The 19,476-nt window shown below is 58.8% G+C and carries 19 protein-coding genes; 11 read left to right on the top strand and 8 right to left on the bottom strand.

Annotated elements, in window-relative coordinates; genetic code table 11:
* Positions 1–70 precede the first annotated feature (70 nt).
* The 6 genes from V6R85_RS13800 to V6R85_RS13775 form a co-directional block, all read right to left on the bottom strand.
* Positions 71–667 carry a DUF2585 domain-containing protein gene (locus tag V6R85_RS13800; protein WP_111834638.1) on the bottom strand — a complete coding sequence of 199 codons (597 nt, stop codon included), beginning with the start codon at positions 665–667 and terminating at the stop codon, positions 71–73.
* Positions 664–1,314: a septation protein A gene (locus V6R85_RS13795; RefSeq protein WP_111834637.1), complete on the bottom strand. Its 651-nt coding sequence runs from the start codon at positions 1,312–1,314 to the stop codon at positions 664–666. Before V6R85_RS13795 ends, V6R85_RS13800 begins: the two co-directional genes overlap by 4 nt.
* Positions 1,315–1,316: 2 nt before the next feature.
* Complete coding sequence (gene ftsY, locus V6R85_RS13790; protein WP_111834636.1) at positions 1,317–2,750, bottom strand: signal recognition particle-docking protein FtsY; 1,434 nt, start codon at positions 2,748–2,750, stop codon at positions 1,317–1,319.
* Positions 2,751–2,782: 32 nt separating this feature from the next.
* On the bottom strand, positions 2,783–4,057 hold the full coding sequence (gene mtaB, locus V6R85_RS13785; protein WP_111834635.1) for a tRNA (N(6)-L-threonylcarbamoyladenosine(37)-C(2))-methylthiotransferase MtaB: 1,275 nt from the start codon (positions 4,055–4,057) through the stop codon (positions 2,783–2,785).
* Positions 4,054–4,956, bottom strand: a complete 903-nt coding sequence (gene dapF, locus V6R85_RS13780; RefSeq protein ID WP_060725469.1) for a diaminopimelate epimerase — start codon at positions 4,954–4,956, stop codon at positions 4,054–4,056. The genes mtaB and dapF overlap by 4 nt, the downstream gene beginning before the upstream one ends.
* A gap of 122 nt (positions 4,957–5,078) precedes the next feature.
* Complete coding sequence (locus V6R85_RS13775) at positions 5,079–6,149, bottom strand: MBL fold metallo-hydrolase (protein ID WP_080868365.1); 1,071 nt, start codon at positions 6,147–6,149, stop codon at positions 5,079–5,081.
* A 44-nt stretch (positions 6,150–6,193) separates the two neighbouring features.
* Here V6R85_RS13775 and V6R85_RS13770 point away from each other — a divergent pair, with 44 nt between their 5' ends.
* The 6 genes from V6R85_RS13770 to trmD all read left to right on the top strand — a co-directional run bounded on the left by V6R85_RS13770 (position 6,194) and on the right by trmD (position 10,175).
* Complete coding sequence (locus V6R85_RS13770) at positions 6,194–6,484, top strand: hypothetical protein (protein ID WP_077998725.1); 291 nt, start codon at positions 6,194–6,196, stop codon at positions 6,482–6,484.
* Positions 6,477–8,045, top strand: a complete 1,569-nt coding sequence (gene ffh / locus V6R85_RS13765) for a signal recognition particle protein (RefSeq protein ID WP_099085819.1) — start codon at positions 6,477–6,479, stop codon at positions 8,043–8,045. The genes V6R85_RS13770 and ffh overlap by 8 nt, the downstream gene beginning before the upstream one ends.
* A gap of 11 nt (positions 8,046–8,056) precedes the next feature.
* A complete protein-coding gene (locus V6R85_RS13760; protein WP_003520511.1) occupies positions 8,057–8,374 on the top strand; it encodes a chorismate mutase in 318 nt (105 codons plus the stop codon).
* 33 nt (positions 8,375–8,407) lie between these two features.
* Positions 8,408–8,785: a 30S ribosomal protein S16 gene (rpsP, locus tag V6R85_RS13755; protein WP_003505093.1), complete on the top strand. Its 378-nt coding sequence runs from the start codon at positions 8,408–8,410 to the stop codon at positions 8,783–8,785.
* Between the two features lie 120 nt (positions 8,786–8,905).
* Positions 8,906–9,472 (top strand): ribosome maturation factor RimM, encoded by a 567-nt coding sequence (gene rimM, locus V6R85_RS13750; RefSeq protein ID WP_020809776.1) that lies wholly within the window; start codon positions 8,906–8,908, stop codon positions 9,470–9,472.
* Positions 9,473–9,476: 4 nt separating this feature from the next.
* On the top strand, positions 9,477–10,175 hold the full coding sequence (gene trmD / locus V6R85_RS13745) for a tRNA (guanosine(37)-N1)-methyltransferase TrmD (protein WP_111834634.1): 699 nt from the start codon (positions 9,477–9,479) through the stop codon (positions 10,173–10,175).
* Here trmD and V6R85_RS13740 read toward each other — a convergent pair.
* Positions 10,157–10,903: a sulfite exporter TauE/SafE family protein gene (locus tag V6R85_RS13740; RefSeq protein WP_111834633.1), complete on the bottom strand. Its 747-nt coding sequence runs from the start codon at positions 10,901–10,903 to the stop codon at positions 10,157–10,159. The two genes, trmD and V6R85_RS13740, sit on opposite strands and share 19 nt — an antisense overlap.
* A 268-nt stretch (positions 10,904–11,171) precedes the next feature.
* Here V6R85_RS13740 and rplS point away from each other — a divergent pair, with 268 nt between their 5' ends.
* The 4 genes from rplS to V6R85_RS13720 all read left to right on the top strand — a co-directional run bounded on the left by rplS (position 11,172) and on the right by V6R85_RS13720 (position 16,232).
* A complete protein-coding gene (gene rplS / locus V6R85_RS13735) occupies positions 11,172–11,711 on the top strand; it encodes a 50S ribosomal protein L19 (protein ID WP_003505101.1) in 540 nt (179 codons plus the stop codon).
* A gap of 337 nt (positions 11,712–12,048) precedes the next feature.
* Complete coding sequence (locus V6R85_RS13730; RefSeq protein ID WP_080866478.1) at positions 12,049–13,782, top strand: type I secretion system permease/ATPase; 1,734 nt, start codon at positions 12,049–12,051, stop codon at positions 13,780–13,782.
* Positions 13,775–15,088: an HlyD family type I secretion periplasmic adaptor subunit gene (locus tag V6R85_RS13725; protein WP_060725366.1), complete on the top strand. Its 1,314-nt coding sequence runs from the start codon at positions 13,775–13,777 to the stop codon at positions 15,086–15,088. The genes V6R85_RS13730 and V6R85_RS13725 overlap by 8 nt, the downstream gene beginning before the upstream one ends.
* 181 nt (positions 15,089–15,269) lie before the next feature.
* On the top strand, positions 15,270–16,232 hold the full coding sequence (locus V6R85_RS13720) for a rhizobiocin (RefSeq protein WP_111834632.1): 963 nt from the start codon (positions 15,270–15,272) through the stop codon (positions 16,230–16,232).
* 122 nt (positions 16,233–16,354) lie between these two features.
* Here the strand turns inward: V6R85_RS13720 and V6R85_RS13715 are convergent, their stop codons facing one another.
* Entirely contained in the window at positions 16,355–17,632 is a 1,278-nt protein-coding gene (locus V6R85_RS13715) for an MFS transporter (protein ID WP_003505106.1), read from the bottom strand.
* 426 nt (positions 17,633–18,058) lie between these two features.
* Between V6R85_RS13715 and leuC the strand changes: the two genes are divergently transcribed.
* The gene (leuC, locus tag V6R85_RS13710; protein WP_003505108.1) at positions 18,059–19,468 is read left to right on the top strand and encodes a 3-isopropylmalate dehydratase large subunit; all 1,410 of its coding nucleotides are present in this window, start codon (positions 18,059–18,061) and stop codon (positions 19,466–19,468) included.
* The last annotated feature ends 8 nt before the right edge of the window (positions 19,469–19,476 follow it).

Below are 19,476 nucleotides of genomic sequence, written 5' to 3'. Positions count from 1 at the left end.
TGCCCTTAAAAAAAGCCTGCATGTCTCGCGTGGTTTCAGTCCATCCCGGCCAAAATCCTGGCGGCTGCGTTCACATTTGCGGGAGCGCGTTCTGCCATTCCTTGATCGCCTCCACAGGCCAGACCAGCATGACGACGTTCAGCGTCAGATTATCGCGGATCAGCCAGCCGGTGAAGATTTCGAAGAAGATGGCGATCACAACCGTCAGCCACACCGGCACGCGGGCGGCGAAGAGGAAACCCAGCACCATAAAAACCGTATCCATCGCCGAGTTCAGGATGCTGTCGCCGGTGTAACCCAGCGCCATGGTCGCCGTGCGGTAACGATCGATGATGAGAGGCGAGTTTTCAAGGATCTCCCATGCCGCTTCCACCAGAACCGCAAGTGACAGCCGCATGGAAAGCGGTTTGTTGCGGAAGAGCAGCCAGGCGAACCAGTAGAACAGGAAGCCGTGAATGATATGCGAGGGCGTATACCAGTCGGCCAGATGCTGGGAATTGCCCAGTGTGTTCACGCCCGGCTCGAACAGCTTCACATAACCGCATTCGCAGATCGGAATGCGGCCCATGGCATAGAGAATGACGATCTGCAGGAGAAGCAGCCCGGCGGCCACGCCGAACCATTTGAGCGAGCGCGAACGGGAAGCCGACATCTCTGCAATTGTCATTTTTCGTCCTTGTTGAGCGGTTCCAGCGAATGGCGCATGACGAGCGGCATTTGCGCCATGGTGAAGATGATGGTGATCGGCATCGTGCCCCACACCTTGAAGGCGACCCAAGTGTCGGTGGTGAACATGCGCCACACAACCTCGTTCATCACCGCGAGGAAGAGGAAAAACACGCCCCAGCGCAGCGTCAGCTTGCGCCAGCCCTCATCCGTCAGCCTGAAGGCCGAATTGAAGACGTAACCCAGCAGCGATTGCCCGAAGAACAGGCCGCCCAGCAGAATGACGCCGAACAGCGTGTTGACGATGGTCGGCTTCATCTTGATGAAAGTGTCGTTCTGCAGCCACAAGGTCAGCGCGCCGAAGACGAACACCACGATGCCTGATATCAGCGGCATGATCGGCAGTTTCCGAGTCAGCGCCCATGAAACCGAGAGAGCCAGCGCCGTTGCGATCATGAACAGGCCGGTGGCAATGAAGATCGGCCCGCCGAATTCCGTCAGCACGGGGAAGGTGGAGGCCAGCCATTCGCCCCGGGAATTGGCGAAGAAGAACACCATGAGCGGGCCAAGCTCGAGCACGAATTTCAGGAGCGGGCTGATTTCCGCAACCATCTTTTCGCTTTCCTTGGAATTGCTTTCAATATCCATACTCACACTCCCGCAATGGCCTTGGCGAAATCTTCCGCCTCGAAGGGCTCCAGATCATCAACACCTTCACCCACGCCGATGAAATAAACCGGCAGCTTGTGTTTGGCAGCGATGGCGACGAGGATACCGCCCCGCGCCGTGCCATCCAATTTTGTCATAATCAGGCCCGAAACGCCCGCGACATTGCGGAATATTTCCACCTGGTTCATGGCGTTCTGTCCCGTCGTTGCATCCAGCGTCTGCAGCACCGTGTGCGGCGCGTCCGGATCGAGCTTGCCGAGCACGCGCACGATCTTTTCCAGCTCCGCCATCAGTTCCGTCTTGTTTTGCAGACGGCCGGCCGTATCGATGATGAGCACATCGCTTTTCTGCGCCCGCGCCTGCTCATAAGCGTCGTAGGCAAGCCCCGCCGCATCCGCGCCGAGCTTGGTGCCGATGAATTGCGACCCGGTCCGATCGGCCCAGATCTTGAGCTGTTCGATGGCCGCCGCGCGGAAGGTATCGCCGGCCGCAAGCATGACCTTGAGGCCAGAGCCCGAGAGCTTGGCGGCAAGCTTGCCGATAGTGGTCGTCTTGCCGGTACCGTTCACGCCGACGACGAGAATGACATGCGGCTTGTGCGAGAGATCGAGTTCCAGCGGCTTGGCGACAGGCTTCAGGACCTTGGTGATCTCACCCGCCATGATGCGCGCCACATCTTCGCCGCTGACATCCTTGCCGTAACGTTCGGAAGACAGGGCGCCGGTGATGCGCATGGCGGTCTCCACACCCAGATCCGACTGGATGAGAAGGTCTTCCAGCTCATCGAGCGTGTCCTCATCCAGCTTGCGCTTGGTAAAGAGCGCCGAAATCTGCGTCGTCAGCTGCGACGACGTGCGGGCAAGCCCGGCCCGCAGGCGCTGAAACCATGTCAGTTTTACCTGCGGTGCGATAGGGGCGGGTTCCTGCCGTTCACTTGCCGACGAAAAACCCTTGGGCAATGCCGTTGGAACCGCAGGTTCGACGGCACTCGCAGCCTCCGCCTCGTCGAGCAGCGCATCCATCGCATCCGCATCCAGCACGACATCCACAGCTTCCGACAAAGCTTCGTCCTGCTCTTCCGCGGCGGCTTCCGCCTGTAGCAACGACAATGGAACCACGCCCATATCGCCGGAAAGCTCGGCACCGGGAAGAAGCGGCGCGTCCTCTTCCTCATCTTCTTCGGAGAGCACTACATCCGTCGCCTCGTCCGGGGCCGGGCCACCGGCCGTCTCCATCTCCAGTTCGGAAACCGGGTCCTTGTCGACAGCGCCATGCACTTGCGCGTCGCTCAGCGCCGCTTCGAAGGAGGCGTTTTCATTGCCGCGCTCAGACGCGGCGTCCTCTTGCGGCCGCTCTTCCGTTTCGGCCTTGTCCTTGCCGAACGAAAAGACTTTTTTGATGAAGCCGAGGGCCATGGTCGTTCCCGTGTCTTTTCTCTTTAGCCGCCTCAGGCCGCATTTGCCGCCAGAAGCTTCATGTTCAGATGTTTGCCGTTGTGGCCGGTAATCGCAACCTGCGCAAGAGTACGCGCAGGAAGATCAGGCGCCGCGACCAGCGTGAAATTATTGGTATGGGCAAAACCGTTGTTTTCGACGAGGATCGTCTGCATCGAACCGACCATACCTTGCAGATGCGTGAGCCGCAGCGCTTCTCCGCGTTCACGAAGCCTCGCCGCCCGCTCCTTCACCAGCGCGCGGTCGAGCTGCGGCATGCGAGCCGCCGGCGTGCCGGCACGCGGGCTGTAGGGAAATACATGCAGGCTGGAAATGCCGCATTCTTCCGCCAGCGTCGCGGCATTTTCGAACATCTCTTCCGTCTCTGTCGGAAAACCGGCGATCATATCCGCGCCGAAGGCGATCTCCGGCCGCAGCGCCCGCACGTCGCGACAGAAGCGGATGGCATCGGCCCGTGAATGGCGGCGTTTCATGCGTTTCAGGATCATGTCGTCGCCATGCTGGAGGGACAGGTGCAGATGCGGCATGAAACGCGGCTCATCAGCAATCAGATCCATGAGATGATGATCGGCCTCGATACTATCGATGGAGGAAAGGCGCAGGCGCAGAATATCCGGCACCTGCTTCAGCAATGTCTTGGCAAGATAACCAAGCGACGGCTCACCGGGCAGGTCAGCGCCATAGCTGGTCGCATCCACCCCGGTCAGCACGATTTCGCAATAGCCGCTTTCCGTCAGCCTGCGCGCCTGATCCACAACCGCACCCATGGGCACCGAGCGCGAATTGCCGCGCCCATAAGGAATGATGCAGAAGGTGCAGCGATGATCGCAGCCATTCTGTACCTGAATGAAGGCGCGCACATGCCCGTCTATGTGCTTCACCATCTGCGGCGCTGTCGCCTTGATGCTCATGATGTCGTTGACGCGCAGCTTTTCTTCCGCCGAGACGCCGAAATCCGGTAGCGCGCGATAGGAGGCGCTTTTCAGCTTTTCCTCATTGCCCAGCACCGCATCCACCTCGGGCATTTCGGCAAAGGTCTGTTTTTCCGTCTGTGCGGCGCAGCCGGTAACAATGATGCGTGCATGCGGATTGTCGCGCCGTGCGCGGCGGATGGCCTGGCGCGCCTGACGCACCGCCTCGCCCGTCACGGCACAGGTATTGACCAGCACGGCATTGTTGAGCCCGGCTTTTTCGGCCTCCGCCCGCATCACTTCCGATTCATAGGTGTTGAGACGGCAGCCGAAGGTTATGACCTCGACGCCACTCATACGGCCCCCTGTTCGGCCGCAGCATCACGCGACCAGACGCCGGTAACGGGATCGACCATGCCGGACCATTCCCATTCGGCAGGGCCGGTCATGATGACGTGATTGTCCTCACGCCAGTCGATGGTCAGCGGCACGCGGATGGGGCTGGAGGCGACATCGATGGTGACCTTCCGGCCGGTACGGCCGGTGCGGGCGGCGGAAACGGCTGATGCGCAGGCGGCCGAACCGCAGGCGAGTGTCAGCCCTGCGCCGCGCTCCCAGGTGCGGGTGCGAAGCGCACTGTCGGAAATCACCTGCGCCAGCGTGATATTGGCCTTCTCCGGAAACATCGGATGGTTTTCGAGCAGCGGCCCGAAACGTTCGAGGTCGAATTCCATCGGATCACGATCCACCCAGAAGATCGCGTGCGGATTGCCCATGGACATCACAGCAGGCGAGTGCAGGATCGGCGCATCGATCGGGCCAATCTGCAATTCGATGCGGCTGGTATCGTGGAACTCCTCCGAAAGCGGAATGTCGCTCCAGCGGAACCGCGGCAGGCCCATATCGACTGATATCATGCCATCTTCATGTTCGACGGCGTTCAGGATGCCCGCCACCGTCTGGAAGGTGAAGCTAGTCTTGCCCGTTTCGGAAGACAGCGCCTGCACCACGCAGCGCGTGCCATTGCCGCAGGCCTGCGCCTTCGTGCCGTCGCAATTGAGAATATCGATGAAGGCATCCGTGCCGCCAACACGCGGATCGTGGATCGCCATGATCTGGTCGAACTGTGTGGCAGCATCGGCGTTCAGCGCAATCGCCGCCTCCGGCGTGACCATATCTTTACGGCCGCGCATGTCGATAACGAGGATCTTGTTGCCAAGCCCGTTCATCTTCGCAAATTCGACCGTATCCGCCATCGCCTTAAACCTGAAAACTGTCTGAAAACCGGTTTGCATTCGGGATTTGCCCCGCGCTTTCGCCCTATATGGCGGAAAGACCGGCAAATTACCAGACTGTTGCGGCGCAAACGGGGCTGCGGTCAGACGGAAGGCACGTCGAAAACTTCACCGGGACGCATTGGCCGGAAACGGCTTTCGTCGACCCCCTGCTCCGTCAACGCAACCTTGAGGGCCGCAAGCGGCGCATCCACGGCCTCGTCCGTCAACTGTACTGTCCCCCAATGGTGCCCGCAAACATGCGCCGCGCCGCAAAGCTTCATTCCTTCCACGGCTTCCGCCGGGTTCTGGTGCTGGCCCTTCATGAACCAACGGGGCTCATAGGCACCGAAAGGCAGGTTGGCGAGACGGAACTCACCGTGCTTCTTGCGCGCGGCGTGATAGTTGAGGCCCTCGTGAAAGCCGGTATCGCCTATATGGTAGATTTTACCGCCTGGCGTTTCGATGACGAAGGCGGCCCAGAGCGCCATGCGTCGGTCGTTAAGACCGCGGGCCGACCAGTGGTGGCACGGTTCGAAATGAATTTTCACCGAACCTGTCTCCACCACATCGCCCCAATCGCCGACCTTGATACGCGCCGCCTCGACACCGGTGCGAATAATCGCGTCATTGCCGAGCGGCGTGATGAAAAGCGGCTTGTGCGCCACATGCAGGCGCTTCAACGTTTCCATATCCAGATGGTCGTAGTGATTATGGGTCACCAGCACCAGATCGATGGGCGGCAGATCCTCGAAACGGATGCCGGGCGGATTGACCCGTTTGGGACCGGCAAAACTGAAAGGGCTGGTGCGCTGCGACCACACCGGATCGACGAGAATATTCAAACCCGCCGTCTGGATGAGAAATGAAGCATGGCCCACAAAGGTGACGCGCATGTCCCTGCCTTCGATGCGGGCTTCCGGCTTTGCGAAGGGAAAGGGGCTCGGATAGCTTTCCGGCCATGTGGCGCGCTCGCCATTGAAGCGCCATTTCAGCAGCCCCATGAAATTGCCGGGCGGCGAACCGCCGGGGTTGAAGAAGCGCATCCCGTCGAAATGATCGGAGATCGGGCCGCTATAATAGGCGCTGGCGCTCGAACGGCGGGCATAAAGGCCACCACCCGCCAGAGCGAGCAGGCCAAGAGCGGAAAAACGAAAAAATTTTCGACGGTTCATGACAAATGTATAGGGAGCGAAAGAGGGCCGTTCAAGCACCGCCAATGGTGGCCGGCGACCAATCACGCAAAGATGAAATGCAGGCCTTCGCGCCTGAAACCCGGCACCGCCTTGACTTTTCCCGCGCTTTCCTGTTTATCGCCGCCAATCAGCTGGCAGTTTCACGACTCCAAGCCGCCGACCGGGACCCGCAAAGGTATAAAGAGATCCCGGAGGTCAACACCCGACAGCGCGATGCGCCCTCGGGTGCTTTTTGGCTTTGCGTCTTGTTTTTGGCAGCGAAAGCACCGACGTTTCGGAAACCCCGGAACGAAGAAGGAAGAAACGATGTTTGAAAACCTCCAGGACCGCCTTGGTTCCATTCTGAATGGACTGACCGGCCGTGGCGCGCTGACGGAAGCCGATGTTGCTGCCGCCCTGCGCGAGGTTCGCCGTGCGCTTCTGGAAGCGGACGTTGCGCTGGAAGTCGTGCGTTCCTTCACTGACAAGGTGCGTGAAAAGGCTGTCGGCGCAGCCGTTCTGAAATCCATCAAGCCCGGCCAGATGGTCGTCAAGATCGTGCATGACGAGCTTGTCGAAATGCTCGGCACCGAAGGCGTCTCGATCGACCTGCATGCGGCCGCCCCCGTCGTCATCATGATGGTGGGTCTGCAGGGTTCGGGCAAGACCACGACAACAGGCAAGATCGCCAAGCGCCTGACCGACCGTGACAAGAAGAAGGTGCTGATGGCATCTCTCGACACGCGTCGTCCGGCCGCACAGGAACAGCTTCGCCAGCTCGGCGTGCAGACCGGCGTCGATACGTTGCCGGTCATTGCCGGCCAGTCGCCGACAGATATCGCCGCGCGCGCCGTGCAGGCTGCAAAGCTCGGCGGCCATGACGTCGTCATTCTCGACACCGCCGGCCGTACCCACATCGACGAACCCTTGATGCTGGAAATGGCCGACATCAAGAAGAAGTCCAATCCGCACGAAATCCTGCTCGTCGCGGATTCGCTGACCGGTCAGGACGCCGTCAACCTTGCACGCAATTTCGATGAGCGCGTCGGCATCACCGGCCTCGTACTGACCCGTATGGACGGCGACGGACGCGGCGGTGCGGCCCTCTCCATGCGCGCCGTCACCGGCAAGCCGATCAAGCTGATCGGTATCGGCGAGCGCATGAATGAACTCGACGAGTTCCATCCGCGCCGTATCGCCGACCGTATTCTCGGCATGGGCGACATCGTCTCGCTGGTCGAGAAGGCCGCCGAAAACATCGATGCGGAAAAAGCCCGCGCCATGGCCGAGAAGATGGCCAAGGGCAAGTTCGACCTCAATGATCTGGCCGACCAGCTTGGTCAGATGAAGAAGATGGGCGGCATGGGTGGCATCATGGGGCTGATGCCCGGCATGGCTGGCATGAAGGACAAGATGGCTTCGGCCGGCATGAACGACAAGATGTTCGACCGCCAGATCGCCATCATCTCCTCGATGACCAAGGCGGAACGCGCCAATCCCGATATTCTGAAGCACAGCCGAAAGAAGCGCATCGCCGCCGGTTCCGGCACCGATGCCGCTGAAATCAACAAGCTTCTGAAGATGCATCGCGGCATGGCCGACATGATGAAGGCCATGGGCGGCAAGGGCAAAGGCGGCATCATGAAGCAGATGATGGGCGGCCTTGCCGGCAAGATGGGCCTCGGTGGTCTTGGCGGCGGCATGCCTGATCTGTCGAACATCGATCCGAAGCAGCTTGAAGCGCTCCAGAAGCAGGCAGAAGCCGCCGGTCTCGGCAAGCCGGGCGGGATGCCCGGCCTCGGCGGCATGCCGGGCGGATTGCCGGGCCTCGGCAGCGCCAAGCTGCCAGGTCTTGGCGGCATGCCGGGCCTGCCCGGCTTTCCGAAAAAGAAGTGAGGGGGACACCAGTGAACAATGCAGAGGTGAAAGCCCAGCTTTCCGAATACCGACAGTCGATCGACAATATCGATGCCGCACTGGTTCACATTCTTGCCGAACGTTTCCGCTGTACCAAGGCGGTGGGCGTGCTGAAGGCAAAATACAATTTGCCGCCGGCCGACCCGGCGCGCGAGGAATACCAGATTGAACGCCTTCGCCACCTGGCAAAGGATGCCAATCTGGATCCGGATTTCGCCGAGAAGTTCCTGAACTTCATCATCAAGGAAGTCATCCGGCATCATGAAGCAATCGCCGCCGAACATGGCGGCACCGAAAAGACCGCCTGAAAGGCGGACAAGCCATCCTAAGGAGTAAATGACATGGCACTTAAAATTCGTCTCGCACGCGGTGGTTCCAAGAAGCGCCCGTACTACCAGATCGTCGTTGCTGACGCCCGTTCGCCCCGCGACGGCCGTTTCCTCGAGAAGGTCGGTTCCTGGAACCCGATGCTTGCCAAGGACAACCCGCAGCGCATCGAGCTGAAGGCTGACCTCATCAAGGAATGGATCGCCAAGGGCGCACAGCCGACCGACCGCGTTCTGCGCTTCCTCGCAGAAGCCGGTCTTGCCGAGCGCGCCGCTCGCAGCAACCCGGAAAAGGCAAAGCCGGGCAAGCGCGCTCTGGAGCGCGTCGCTGAAAAGAAGCAGAAGGCTGAAGATGCAGCCGCTGCTGCTGCGGAAGCCTCTGCCGCAGAATAATCTGCGCAGAATCTTTTGAAGAACGGGTGGCGTGGTTTTCCATGCCGCCCGTTTTTTGTTTATTTTGGCGTCAACAAACCTTAAAGCTGACGCAACCACCACCAGAAGACGGACGGCCCGATGGCAAAGCTGGAAAACCCGGTACTCATGGCAAAGATCGGCGGCGCGCAGGGCCTGCGCGGTGAGGTCCGTGTCAGCACCTATACGGCCGATCCGATGGCGCTCGGCGATTATGGCAATCTGGTCACCGCCGATGGCCGCATCTTCGAAATTCTTGAGGTGCGCGAGGGCAAGAACGTTGTCGTCGTTCGTTTCAGGGGCATCAACGACCGCAATGCGGCCGAAGGCCTGAACGGGCTGGAACTGTTCATCGACCGCGATAATCTGCCCGACGACGAGCTTGACGATGACGAGTTTTATTATGCCGATCTCGAAGGGCTGGAAGCCGTTGATGCCGAAGGCAAAAGCTATGGCGCCGTCAGCGCCGTCTATGATTTCGGCGCGGGCGATCTGCTGGAGCTGAAAGGTGCGGGCCGTCGCCCTGCCCTCATACCCTTTTCGGAAGCAGCCGTGCTTGAGATCGATCTCGAAGCCGGGCGCATTCTCATCGACCCGATGGCCGCCGGACTGATCGACAATCCCGACGACAAAGACGAAACCGGCGCATCGCCTTTCGGCAAGAAATAAAGCAATGACTTTCAAGGCCACCGTTCTGACGCTCTACCCGGAAATGTTTCCGGGACATTTGGGATATTCGCTGGCGGGCAAGGCGCTGGAACGCGAACAATGGTCGCTTGAGGCCGTGCAGATTCGCGAATTCGCGACGGACAAGCACAGAAGCGTCGATGACACCCCGGCAGGCGGCGGTGCCGGCATGATACTAAAACCCGACATTCTTGCTGCAGCCATCGACCATGTTTCGGATGGCGATACGCGACCGCGCCTGCTGATGAGCCCACGCGGCAAACCACTATCGCAGGACCGTGTGCGCGAACTGGCGGTTGGCGACGGTGCGATCATCGTCTGCGGCCGTTTCGAAGGCGTCGATCAGCGGGTCATAGAGGCACGCGGGCTGGAGGAAGTGTCGATCGGCGACTACATCCTCTCAGGCGGCGAGCCGGCCGCACTGACGCTTCTGGACGCCATCGTCCGCGTCCTGCCGGGCGTCATGGGCAACGATCTGTCAGGTGTGCATGAAAGCTTCGAGGGCGGGCTGCTGGAACATCCGCATTATACCCGTCCGCAGGCATGGGAGGGCCGCGATATTCCCGCCGTCCTCACGTCAGGCAACCACGCCGCCATCGACAAATGGCGGCACGAACAGGCGCTGGCGCTGACGAAGGAAAGACGGCCAGACCTTCTTAAAAAGGCTCAGGCCGAGACGAAATAATAGGCCGTCAGCACCAGGCCGACCGCGATGACCAGCCAGCGAATGATCCATTGCGGCACGCGCCTTGCCGTGTGCACGCCCGCATAGCCGCCAAGTGCCGCTGCCGGGAACATGATGAGCGCCGCCCACCAGGATACGACGCCGCCGCTGACGAAGATCGTAATCGCGATGATGGCGATCACCACCGACAGCAGGTTCTTCAGCGCGTTCAGATGATGATAGCTGCCGCCCGAGGTGATCCCGAGGATGGCGAGCATCATGATTCCCATGCCGGCACCGAAAAAACCGCCATAGATGGAGGCGAGCCCCTGAAAGACGAGGCTCGGAAGATTGCCGGGAGACCGCTCCGCACTGACCTTCGGACGCAGCCACGGGCCAGCGGCGAAAACGGCGGTGGCGGCGAGAAGCAGCCATGGAACCAGCTGGCGGAAGGAAGGATTGTCGAGCGACAGCAGAAGCAGCGAGCCGGCCAGCCCGCCGACGACGGAAACGGCTGACAGCAGGATCGCCTCGCGCCAATGCGCACGGATTTCCGGCCCATAGGCGATGACCGAGGTGATATAACCCGGAAACTGCACGATAGCCGAAGTGGCATTGGCAACGATGGGCGGCAGGCCGGCCAGCGTCATCGCCCCGAAGGTCAGGAAAGTGCCGCCGCCGGCAATGGCATTGACGACACCCGACAGAAAGCCGGTCGCAAACAGCATGAGAACGATGAATGTGGACATGGCCCCTCCCAAGGTTTTCATGCCATATCCGGCAGAAAGCCGCTTCGCAACTGCAGGAACGCGGTGCGCAATTGATAAAATATTGTCACGAAAGGGATGACAAACGGCGCTGCCTCGTGTATGTGCCCGCGTGGAATTGGGGTTTACCCCTTTAACCGCAAGCAAAGAATGGCGAACCCGCTCCTGCCGCAAGGCATGATCCCAAGGCTTTGACCGAAGGACGAACCGTTGAGCGCTCTGGCTGTTTCAGAAGAAATCAGAGGTTAACATGACCAATATCATTCAGCAGCTGGAAGCCGAACAGGCTGCCAAGATCGAAGCAAAACGCACCCTGCCTGAGTTTTCTCCGGGCGACACCCTGCGCGTCAACGTTCGCGTTACCGAAGGTAACCGTACCCGCGTTCAGGCTTACGAAGGCGTTTGCATCGCCCGTTCCGGCGGTGGCCTTTCCGAAAGCTTCACCGTTCGCAAGATCTCCTACGGCGAAGGCGTCGAGCGCGTATTCCCGATCTACTCCCCGCTGGTCGAAGGCGTTGAAATCGTTCGCCGCGGTAAGGTTCGTCGCGCGAAGCTCTACTACCTGCGCGACCGTCGCGGCAAGGCTGCCCGTATCGTTGAAAACACCGGTACGCGCGCCCGCAAGCTGAACGAATCCGAGCGCCAGGCAGCAGCCGAAGAAAAAGCACGTCTGGAAGCCGAAAAGGTAGCAGCAGCACAGGCTCTCGCCGCCGAGAAGGCAGCAGCCGAAGCCGCAGAAGCCAAGGCAGCAGAAGAAGCAGCAAAGGCTGCTGAAACCGCAGCCGAATAAGATTTCCATTTCGATGGATTAAAGAAAAGGCGGCCTTCGGGCCGCCTTTTTTGTGGTGTCTCGCTGCAAACCTAAAGCCGCAGACTGAGAATTGGCAAGCGGCCTGGAACTATGTTGCACGAGCGGTTTTATGCAGCTTGGAAAATCGAAAGAAAACTCGCCTTACTGCCCGCCTGCCGCGCGACCTTTCAGTCATTTCTCATGAAAGGATGCAGAAAGATTCCAATCAACTACAGATACTTACTTAATTTTTTCGTGTGGGTGTTTTAGCCCATCCTCGAATAGCATTGCCTAATTCCCTTTATTGTGCAATTTTCTTGCTGTTTTAGGTGTTATTATGTTTTTATTTAATTCTTTTTTAACAAGAAATAAGTCCGCTTTCCTGGCAGTTGGCCTCGCCAGCGCGTTGATGAACATCCTTAATCTTTCCGGCTCACTTTTCATGCTGGAAGTTTACGACCGCATTCTGCCCAGCAAGAGCATTCCCTCTCTTGTGGCGCTGGTCGTTCTGCTGATCGTTCTCTACGCGTTTCTCATGGGGTTCGACGCGCTGCGAGGCCGTATATTGGCGCGCATCTCGGACAATATGGACGACGCGCTCAATCAGAAGCTTTTCAGGGCGTCGATCAGCGCCCCGCTCCTTGCTTCCGGGAAGATCGATGGGCTGCAGATCGTCGGTGATCTCGATCAGATCCGCCAGTTTCTCTCAGGGCCGGGGCCTGCGGCCTTTTTCGATATTCCCTGGCTGCCCATCTATCTCCTGATCTGTTTTGCCCTGCATCCGTGGATCGGGTTCGCTGTGCTCGGCGGAGCCGTGGTTCTCATCGTGCTGACGCTTCTGACCAATTGGCTGACCGAAAGGGCGACAAAGCAGGCTTATACTGCGCGAGGGCAGAGAAACGTCCTCGTCGGCAGCAGTCAGCGCAACATTGAATCCATCAAGACCATGGGCATGATGGATGCAGTGACGTCCATGTGGGACGAGTTGCACTCCAGATATCGCTCCGTCACCCTGTCGACTTCAGATACGGCCGGCATGCTCGGTGCCATGTCGAGAACCTTCCGCCTGTTGCTGCAATCCGGCGTCATGGCCATCGGCGCCGTGCTTGTCATCGACGGCCATGCATCGGCGGGCAGCATCATCGCAGGTTCGATTCTCTCTGCGAAGGCGCTCGGCCCTGTCGAACATGCAATCGCGAACTGGCGCAGCTTCATGACCGCAAGACAGGGCTGGAAACGCGTCAACGAGTTCCTGGAGCTGGTGCCGGAACCCACACCGCCGCTCTCCCTGCCGCGCCCGCAATTTACCGTCGCAGTCGATCGTGTAACGGGTGGGCCGCCCAATGGCGCACGCGATACGGTCGCCGATATTTCCTTCACGCTGAACGCAGGCGACGGGCTAGGCATCATTGGCCCAAGCGCGTCCGGCAAGTCCACGCTGGCACGCCTGATGACCGGCATCTGGCCCTATGAACGTGGCTCCGTCCGCTTTGATGGGGCCGCACTCAACCAGTGGGATTTCGAGTTTCTCGGCAAATCCATCGGTTACATGCCCCAGCAGGTGGAACTGATGCCGGGGACGGTGGCGCAGAACATTGCGCGCTTCGACCGCAATGCGACTGCGGAAGCAATCGTCGCCGCAGCCAAGGCTGCGCAGGTGCATGAGCTGATCCTGAACCTGCCCAACGGTTACGATACCTATATTGGCGACCGCGGCGAGGCTTTGTCGGGCGGGCAGAAGCAGCGCATCGGCCTTGCCCGTGCCCTGTTTGGCGAACCCTTCTTCGTCCTTCTCGATGAGCCGAACTCCAATCTGGACAGTGAAGGCGAAGGAGCCCTGCGCAATGCGATTGGCGACATCAGGGCGCGCGGCGGCATCGTCGTCGTCATTGCCCATCGCCCCAGCGCCATCGAAAGCGTCAATCTGGTGATGGTGATGAGCAACGGCCGGATGCTGCGCTTTGGCACGAAGGAGGAGGTGCTCGCGCAAATCCTGCGGCAGAACATCCGCCAGGTGCCTGAGGAGGAAGAAACGCGCAAGATTGAAAACCGGGTGAGCGAAAATGGTTGAAGCGGAAAAACCCGGCATGACGAATGCGTCCATTCTCAGACATTCGACGGCAGTGGTCGTTCTCGCCCTTGGCCTTTTGGTCGGATTGGGCGGCTGGGCTGCTTTCGCAAAGCTTGCCGGTGCGGTGGTGGCCACGGGCCGGGTTGTCGTTGAAGGCAATTCAAAAAAAATCCAGCATCTTTCCGGCGGCATCGTCAGCGAGATCAATGTCGCCGAAGGTGACAGGGTAGAGGCCGGCCAGATCCTCCTGCGGCTGAGCGCCACCGTCGTTCAGGCGAACCTCTCCATCATCGAGAATACGCTTGCGCAGCTCTACTCGCGTCGGGCCCGTCTCCGTGCAGAGATTGCCGAAGCACCGTCTTTCACTGTAACGGAAGACCTGGCGGCGCTGACGAGTTCGAAGGCGGCCAAGACCTTCATCGACAGCGAACAGAACCTTTTTAATAGCCGTCGCAACGCGTTGGTCGGCATGAAAAAGCAGTTGGGAACGCGCAAGGACCAACTCGGTGACGAGGCGCGTGGCCTCGAGGTGCAGGTGGAGGCGACGGACAATGAGCTTGCCATTGTAAAGGACGATGTTTCCAAGACGGACGAGCTCTTCAAAAAAGGGCTCGTGACGCTCCAGCGCCTCAATCTCCTCAAACGCCAGCTGTCCAATCTCGAAGGCCAGCAGGGCCAATATATCGCCGCTCGTGCGCAAACGGTGGGCAAGCTGAGCGAACTGGATCTGCAACTGCTTCAGCTCGACGAAGACCGCAAATCGGAAGTCACGAAAGATCTGACATCAATCGAAGCGACCGTTGCGGAATATGAAGAACGGCTGGCGGCGACGCGCGACCAGCTGGATCGCCTCGACATCCGCTCGCCGATTGCCGGTCGCATCTACCAGCTTTCAGTGCACAATATAAATGGCGTCATTCAATCCGGCGAAGTGCTGATGCTGGTGGTGCCGGAGCGGGATGAGCTTGCGATCGAGGCCAATATAACCCCGCGAGACATCGATCAGATTTACGTCGGGCAACCGGTCACCGTTCGCTTTACGGCGTTCAACCAAAGCACGACGCCGGATTTGAGCGCGGAGGTTGCTGTCGTTGCCCCCGATCTGCAGACGGATTCCCGAACTGGCACATCTTATTACGCGTTGCGCATCAAACCCAACAAGGCCGGCATGACGCACCTACCTGGCGGGAAGTTGTATCCTGGCATGCCGGCAGAAGTATTTATCCAGACCAGCGAGAGGAGTGTTCTTTCTTATTTCGTAAAACCATTCCAAGACAGGCTCAGAAAAACCTTCGTTCAGGAATGATTTATTTCAGAAAAAGCGGCTTTTAGAGAAAATTTCTCAATACACCAAATACGCGATTTTTCGAAAAAAACGTATTTCTTATATTGTATTATCGTTTTTTATGTATTAAATATTACCCGAAATAATTACTATTAATTTAATTTCAATTCATCAATTTCTCAAAGATTTATAGGAGTTTAAAATGGCGTTAAAAGTAACTTTCGGTAATGGCGGCGCCGCTTCGGTTTCCTCGCTTACCAGCCTGATCGACCAGGAAGCTTATAAGCTCCTCACGGAATCGACCGCTCAGGTCAAGAACGGTTCCTCGCTCGAATCCGGTAGCGTCAATGTCGGCGCTGTATCAGTTCCCGGCACCGGTGCAGGTGGTACGGTGGATGTCGGTTACGATGCCTCCTCGAACGGCTTCAAATTTGACGTATCGTCAGCATGGAATTCGGTAAAGAACGCTCTCGCCCAGTCCGACACCTCTGAAAACCTTATCTTCAAGGATTTCGTTCAGGTCGACGTTCATCTTGGCGGCACCGGTTCGTCCACCGTGGAAGTTCTCAATGCCAAGCGTGGCAACATCACGACCGGCGCTGGCAATGACACGGTCACCGTCTCTGTCGTTTCAAATGAAAAGACCTGGGTAAACAATTTCAACATCGATACCGGGGCAGGCAACGACACTATCAAAGTCAAGGCTGGCGCGGCATTTAACGACGCCTCTTCGGCTGGGACGGGCGGTCTTGCCGCCAATACAGGCGCTGTGAACGGCGGCGCTGGTATCACGGACGGCAGCTTCACCTCTGTGAAGATCAATGCGGGTGCCGGCAACGATTCCATCGACCTGAGCGAGGTAAAGCTTGCTTCGTCGCTGGTAACCGGCGGTAAGGGTATCGATCACATCATCGCAAGCGGTGGCGCCGATACCTTCGTCTTTAATCTCGGCGACATGGCCAAGAGCTTTGCGACTGATACCATCGAAGGCTTCAACGCCGCCGTGGACAAGCTCAAGCTGGTCGGCACGGTGATCGATAACTGGGCGGTATCGACGATCGATAACGACACCATCCTCAGCTACAACGTCACTGGCGAGCACAAGGGCGAAAAGATCGTTCTCTCCGGTGTTCACCTGACCGGTAGCGATTGGTTCACCGCGTAATTCTCTCGAAGAGAATTTCATTATTTGCCGCTTAAAATGATCGTGGCCCGGAAACATCCGGGCCACGATTTTTTATAGGTGCGACGGTCGGCAATCGTGTCAGCTGTCGCGATCTTCCAAAGTCAGGCGGCCCCGACCTGATTGCCCATTCTGCGCGTTGCGACGATGACAAGCACCCCGGCAAGCGCCAGGCAGAAAGCAAGGAAGAACATCGGCGCAATGGTGCTGCCGGTCTGATCCTTGATCCAGGGCACCACATTCTGCGCCACGAAGCCACCCAGATTGCCGACGGAATTGATCGCAGCGATACCGGCAGCCGCACCTGCTCCCTTGAGGAAGCGGCCGGGCAGGCTCCAGAATACCGGCTGGCCGGCAAAGATGCCTGCGGCGGCGATGCAGAGGAAAGCGAACTGCAGGACCGGATCACTGAGCAATGCCGACATCAACAGGCAAAACGCACCGATGAAGGCAGGGCCGACGATATAGGGCGTCTTGTTCTTTGCCTTGTCGGCTGCCAAAGGCACGACGAACAGGGCAACGGCGACGATCACCCAGGGGATGATGTTGATGAAGCCGTTAGCGGTGTTGGAAACGCCGAAGCTCTTCACGATCGTCGGAAGCCAGTAGCTGAGACCATAGGCGGCCAGCGGAAAGCCGACATAGCAAAGCGCCATGAACAGAACGCGCGGATTGACCAGCGCCTTGAAGCCGTCCTCCGCATGCTCTTCCATGCCCTTGTTCTCTTCGGCCAAGCGGTTCTTCAGCCAGGTTTTCTCATCCTGCGTCAGAAACTTCGCCTTTTCCGGCGTATCATCAAGATAAAAGAAGGTGGCGATACCGGCGATGACGGCCGGAATACCCGTGGCGAGGAATACCCATTCCCAACCGGCATAACCGAGGAAACCATCCAGATCGAGCAGCATGCCGCCAAGCGGCGCGCCGATAGCATTGGCAAGCGCGCTGAAGATCATGAACAGGCCGATCATGCGGCCACGATAATCGCGCGGGAACCAGAGCGTCATCAGGAACAAAACGCCGGGGAAGAAACCCGCCTCGCAGAGCCCGAGCAGGAAGCGCAGGATGTAGAACATCGTGGCGTTCTGCGTATAGGCAAGCGCGATGGTGACGGCGCCCCAGGAAACCAGAATGCGGGCGAACCATTTGCTGGCGCCGAAACGGTTGAGGAAAAGGTTGCTCGGCACCTCGAAGAGGAAATAGCCGATGAAGAACAGCGAAGCGCCAAGGCCGTAGGCATATTCGCTGAGGCTCAGCGCATCAACCATCTGCAGCTTGGCATAGCTGACATTCTGGCGGTCGATATAGGCGATGAGATAAAGAAGGCCAAGAAACGGCATCAGCCGCCAAGTGATCTTCGAGATAAGGGCTTTTTCGGATACCATATGCTTTTCCCTCCCTTCGATTGCTCGTCGAAATGCAAATGATAAGGGAACCCATCTATATGTGCGTTGCAAAATACGCAAGTTGCACTGCATCATAACCAGCGGCGACAACTAGAAGGCAGGCCCGTCAGGGGCTTCGGCCATGATGCAGTGCATATAGAAAATGCCGAGCCGTCGCGTTCAAGGCTGTACGCATTCATATTGCCGTAAAACCGGCGATCTGCTATGAACGCTGCCATGGGATCTAAATTCGGATGTCTCGCGCAGAATGTTTATGTGCTGCAGGACCACAAGCGTCTGCCGGCACGGTTCTTTGCGCGCGTTTCCGGGGCGCTCACCAGCCGACTTAGGCTCGCCTGACAGCAGCACGCTGTCCACCGCCTTACTGAACCCTCATTACCCTTTTATATGACAAGGCACAGAGCCATGAGCGCACCCCGCACCCTGTATGACAAAATCTGGGACGACCACGTCGTCAATCGTGATCCCGACGGAACCTGTCTTCTCTACATCGACCGTCACCTCGTCCATGAGGTGACGAGCCCGCAGGCCTTCGAAGGCCTGCGCATAGCCGGTCGCCCCGTGCATTCACCTGCCCGCACGCTGGCCGTCGTCGACCATAACGTTCCAACCACGGCCGACCGGCTGGAAGGTATCAAGAACGAAGAAAGCCGCATTCAGGTAGAAGCGCTCGCGCAGAACGCTAGGGATTTCGGCGTCGAATATTATTCCGAGCGCGACAAGCGCCAGGGCATCGTTCACATCGTCGGCCCCGAACAGGGTTTCACCCTGCCGGGCATGACGATCGTCTGCGGCGACAGTCATACCTCGACCCACGGCGCCTTTGGCGCACTGGCGCATGGCATCGGCACCTCGGAAGTGGAGCACGTTCTGGCGACCCAGACGCTGATCCAGAAAAAGGCCAAGAACATGCTGGTGCGTGTCGACGGCAAAATCCCGGATGGTGTTACCGCCAAGGACATCATCCTCGCCATTATCGGCGAGATCGGCACGGCTGGCGGTACCGGTCACGTGATCGAATTTGCCGGCGAGGCGATCCGTTCGCTCTCCATGGAAGGCCGCATGACGGTCTGCAACATGACCATCGAGGGCGGAGCCCGCGCAGGTCTTATTGCACCTGACGAAACCACCTTTGATTACATCAAAGACAAGCCGCGCTCGCCGAAGGGCGAAACGCTGGAACAGGCCATCGCCTATTGGAAAACGTTGAAGTCCGACGAAGGCGCACATTACGACAAGGTCGTGGTACTGAACGCGGCCAATCTGCCGCCGATCGTCTCCTGGGGCTCGTCGCCGGAAGACGTGACCTCCGTTGAAGGGATCGTTCCCAATCCGGATGATATCGAGGAAGAAAACAAGCGTACCTCCAAATGGCGTGCGCTGGAATACATGGGCCTGAAGCCCGGAACGCGCATCACCGATATCGCCATCGACCGCGTCTTCATCGGCTCATGCACCAATGGCCGCATCGAAGATTTGCGCGCGGCGGCGAAAATCGTCGACGGCCGCAAGGTCGCCCCCACGGTCTCGGCAATGATCGTACCCGGCTCCGGTCTTGTGAAGGAACAGGCGGAAAAGGAAGGTCTCGACAAGATTTTCCTCGAAGCCGGTTTCGAATGGCGCGAACCGGGATGTTCCATGTGCCTTGCCATGAATGACGACCGCCTGAAGCCCGGCGAACGCTGTGCCTCGACCTCGAACCGCAATTTCGAGGGCCGCCAGGGCTATAAGAGCCGCACCCACCTCGTCTCCCCTGCCATGGCAGCAGCGGCGGCGATCGCCGGTCATTTCGTCGACGTGCGCGAGTGGCAATAGGTTCCTGA

It is taken from the genome of Agrobacterium sp. CCNWLW32, from assembly GCF_037083425.1.
Classification (GTDB): domain Bacteria; phylum Pseudomonadota; class Alphaproteobacteria; order Rhizobiales; family Rhizobiaceae; genus Agrobacterium; species Agrobacterium radiobacter.
This window is presented reverse-complemented; position numbering and strand designations above follow the sequence as displayed.

Bases quoted from the DNA above. Each gene is read 5' to 3' on its own strand.
- V6R85_RS13800 (WP_111834638.1), bottom strand. From the start codon at position 667: ATGACAATTGCAGAGATGTCGGCTTCCCGTTCGCGCTCGCTCAAATGG.
- V6R85_RS13795 (WP_111834637.1), bottom strand. From the start codon at position 1,314: ATGGATATTGAAAGCAATTCCAAGGAAAGCGAAAAGATGGTTGCGGAA.
- ftsY (WP_111834636.1), bottom strand. From the start codon at position 2,750: ATGGCCCTCGGCTTCATCAAAAAAGTCTTTTCGTTCGGCAAGGACAAG.
- mtaB (WP_111834635.1), bottom strand. From the start codon at position 4,057: ATGAGTGGCGTCGAGGTCATAACCTTCGGCTGCCGTCTCAACACCTAT.
- dapF (WP_060725469.1), bottom strand. From the start codon at position 4,956: ATGGCGGATACGGTCGAATTTGCGAAGATGAACGGGCTTGGCAACAAG.
- V6R85_RS13775 (WP_080868365.1), bottom strand. From the start codon at position 6,149: ATGAACCGTCGAAAATTTTTTCGTTTTTCCGCTCTTGGCCTGCTCGCT.
- V6R85_RS13770 (WP_077998725.1), top strand. From the start codon at position 6,194: ATGGTGGCCGGCGACCAATCACGCAAAGATGAAATGCAGGCCTTCGCG.
- ffh (WP_099085819.1), top strand. From the start codon at position 6,477: ATGTTTGAAAACCTCCAGGACCGCCTTGGTTCCATTCTGAATGGACTG.
- rpsP (WP_003505093.1), top strand. From the start codon at position 8,408: ATGGCACTTAAAATTCGTCTCGCACGCGGTGGTTCCAAGAAGCGCCCG.
- rimM (WP_020809776.1), top strand. From the start codon at position 8,906: ATGGCAAAGCTGGAAAACCCGGTACTCATGGCAAAGATCGGCGGCGCG.
- trmD (WP_111834634.1), top strand. From the start codon at position 9,477: ATGACTTTCAAGGCCACCGTTCTGACGCTCTACCCGGAAATGTTTCCG.
- V6R85_RS13740 (WP_111834633.1), bottom strand. From the start codon at position 10,903: ATGTCCACATTCATCGTTCTCATGCTGTTTGCGACCGGCTTTCTGTCG.
- rplS (WP_003505101.1), top strand. From the start codon at position 11,172: ATGACCAATATCATTCAGCAGCTGGAAGCCGAACAGGCTGCCAAGATC.
- V6R85_RS13730 (WP_080866478.1), top strand. From the start codon at position 12,049: ATGTTTTTATTTAATTCTTTTTTAACAAGAAATAAGTCCGCTTTCCTG.
- V6R85_RS13725 (WP_060725366.1), top strand. From the start codon at position 13,775: ATGGTTGAAGCGGAAAAACCCGGCATGACGAATGCGTCCATTCTCAGA.
- V6R85_RS13720 (WP_111834632.1), top strand. From the start codon at position 15,270: ATGGCGTTAAAAGTAACTTTCGGTAATGGCGGCGCCGCTTCGGTTTCC.
- V6R85_RS13715 (WP_003505106.1), bottom strand. From the start codon at position 17,632: ATGGTATCCGAAAAAGCCCTTATCTCGAAGATCACTTGGCGGCTGATG.
- leuC (WP_003505108.1), top strand. From the start codon at position 18,059: ATGAGCGCACCCCGCACCCTGTATGACAAAATCTGGGACGACCACGTC.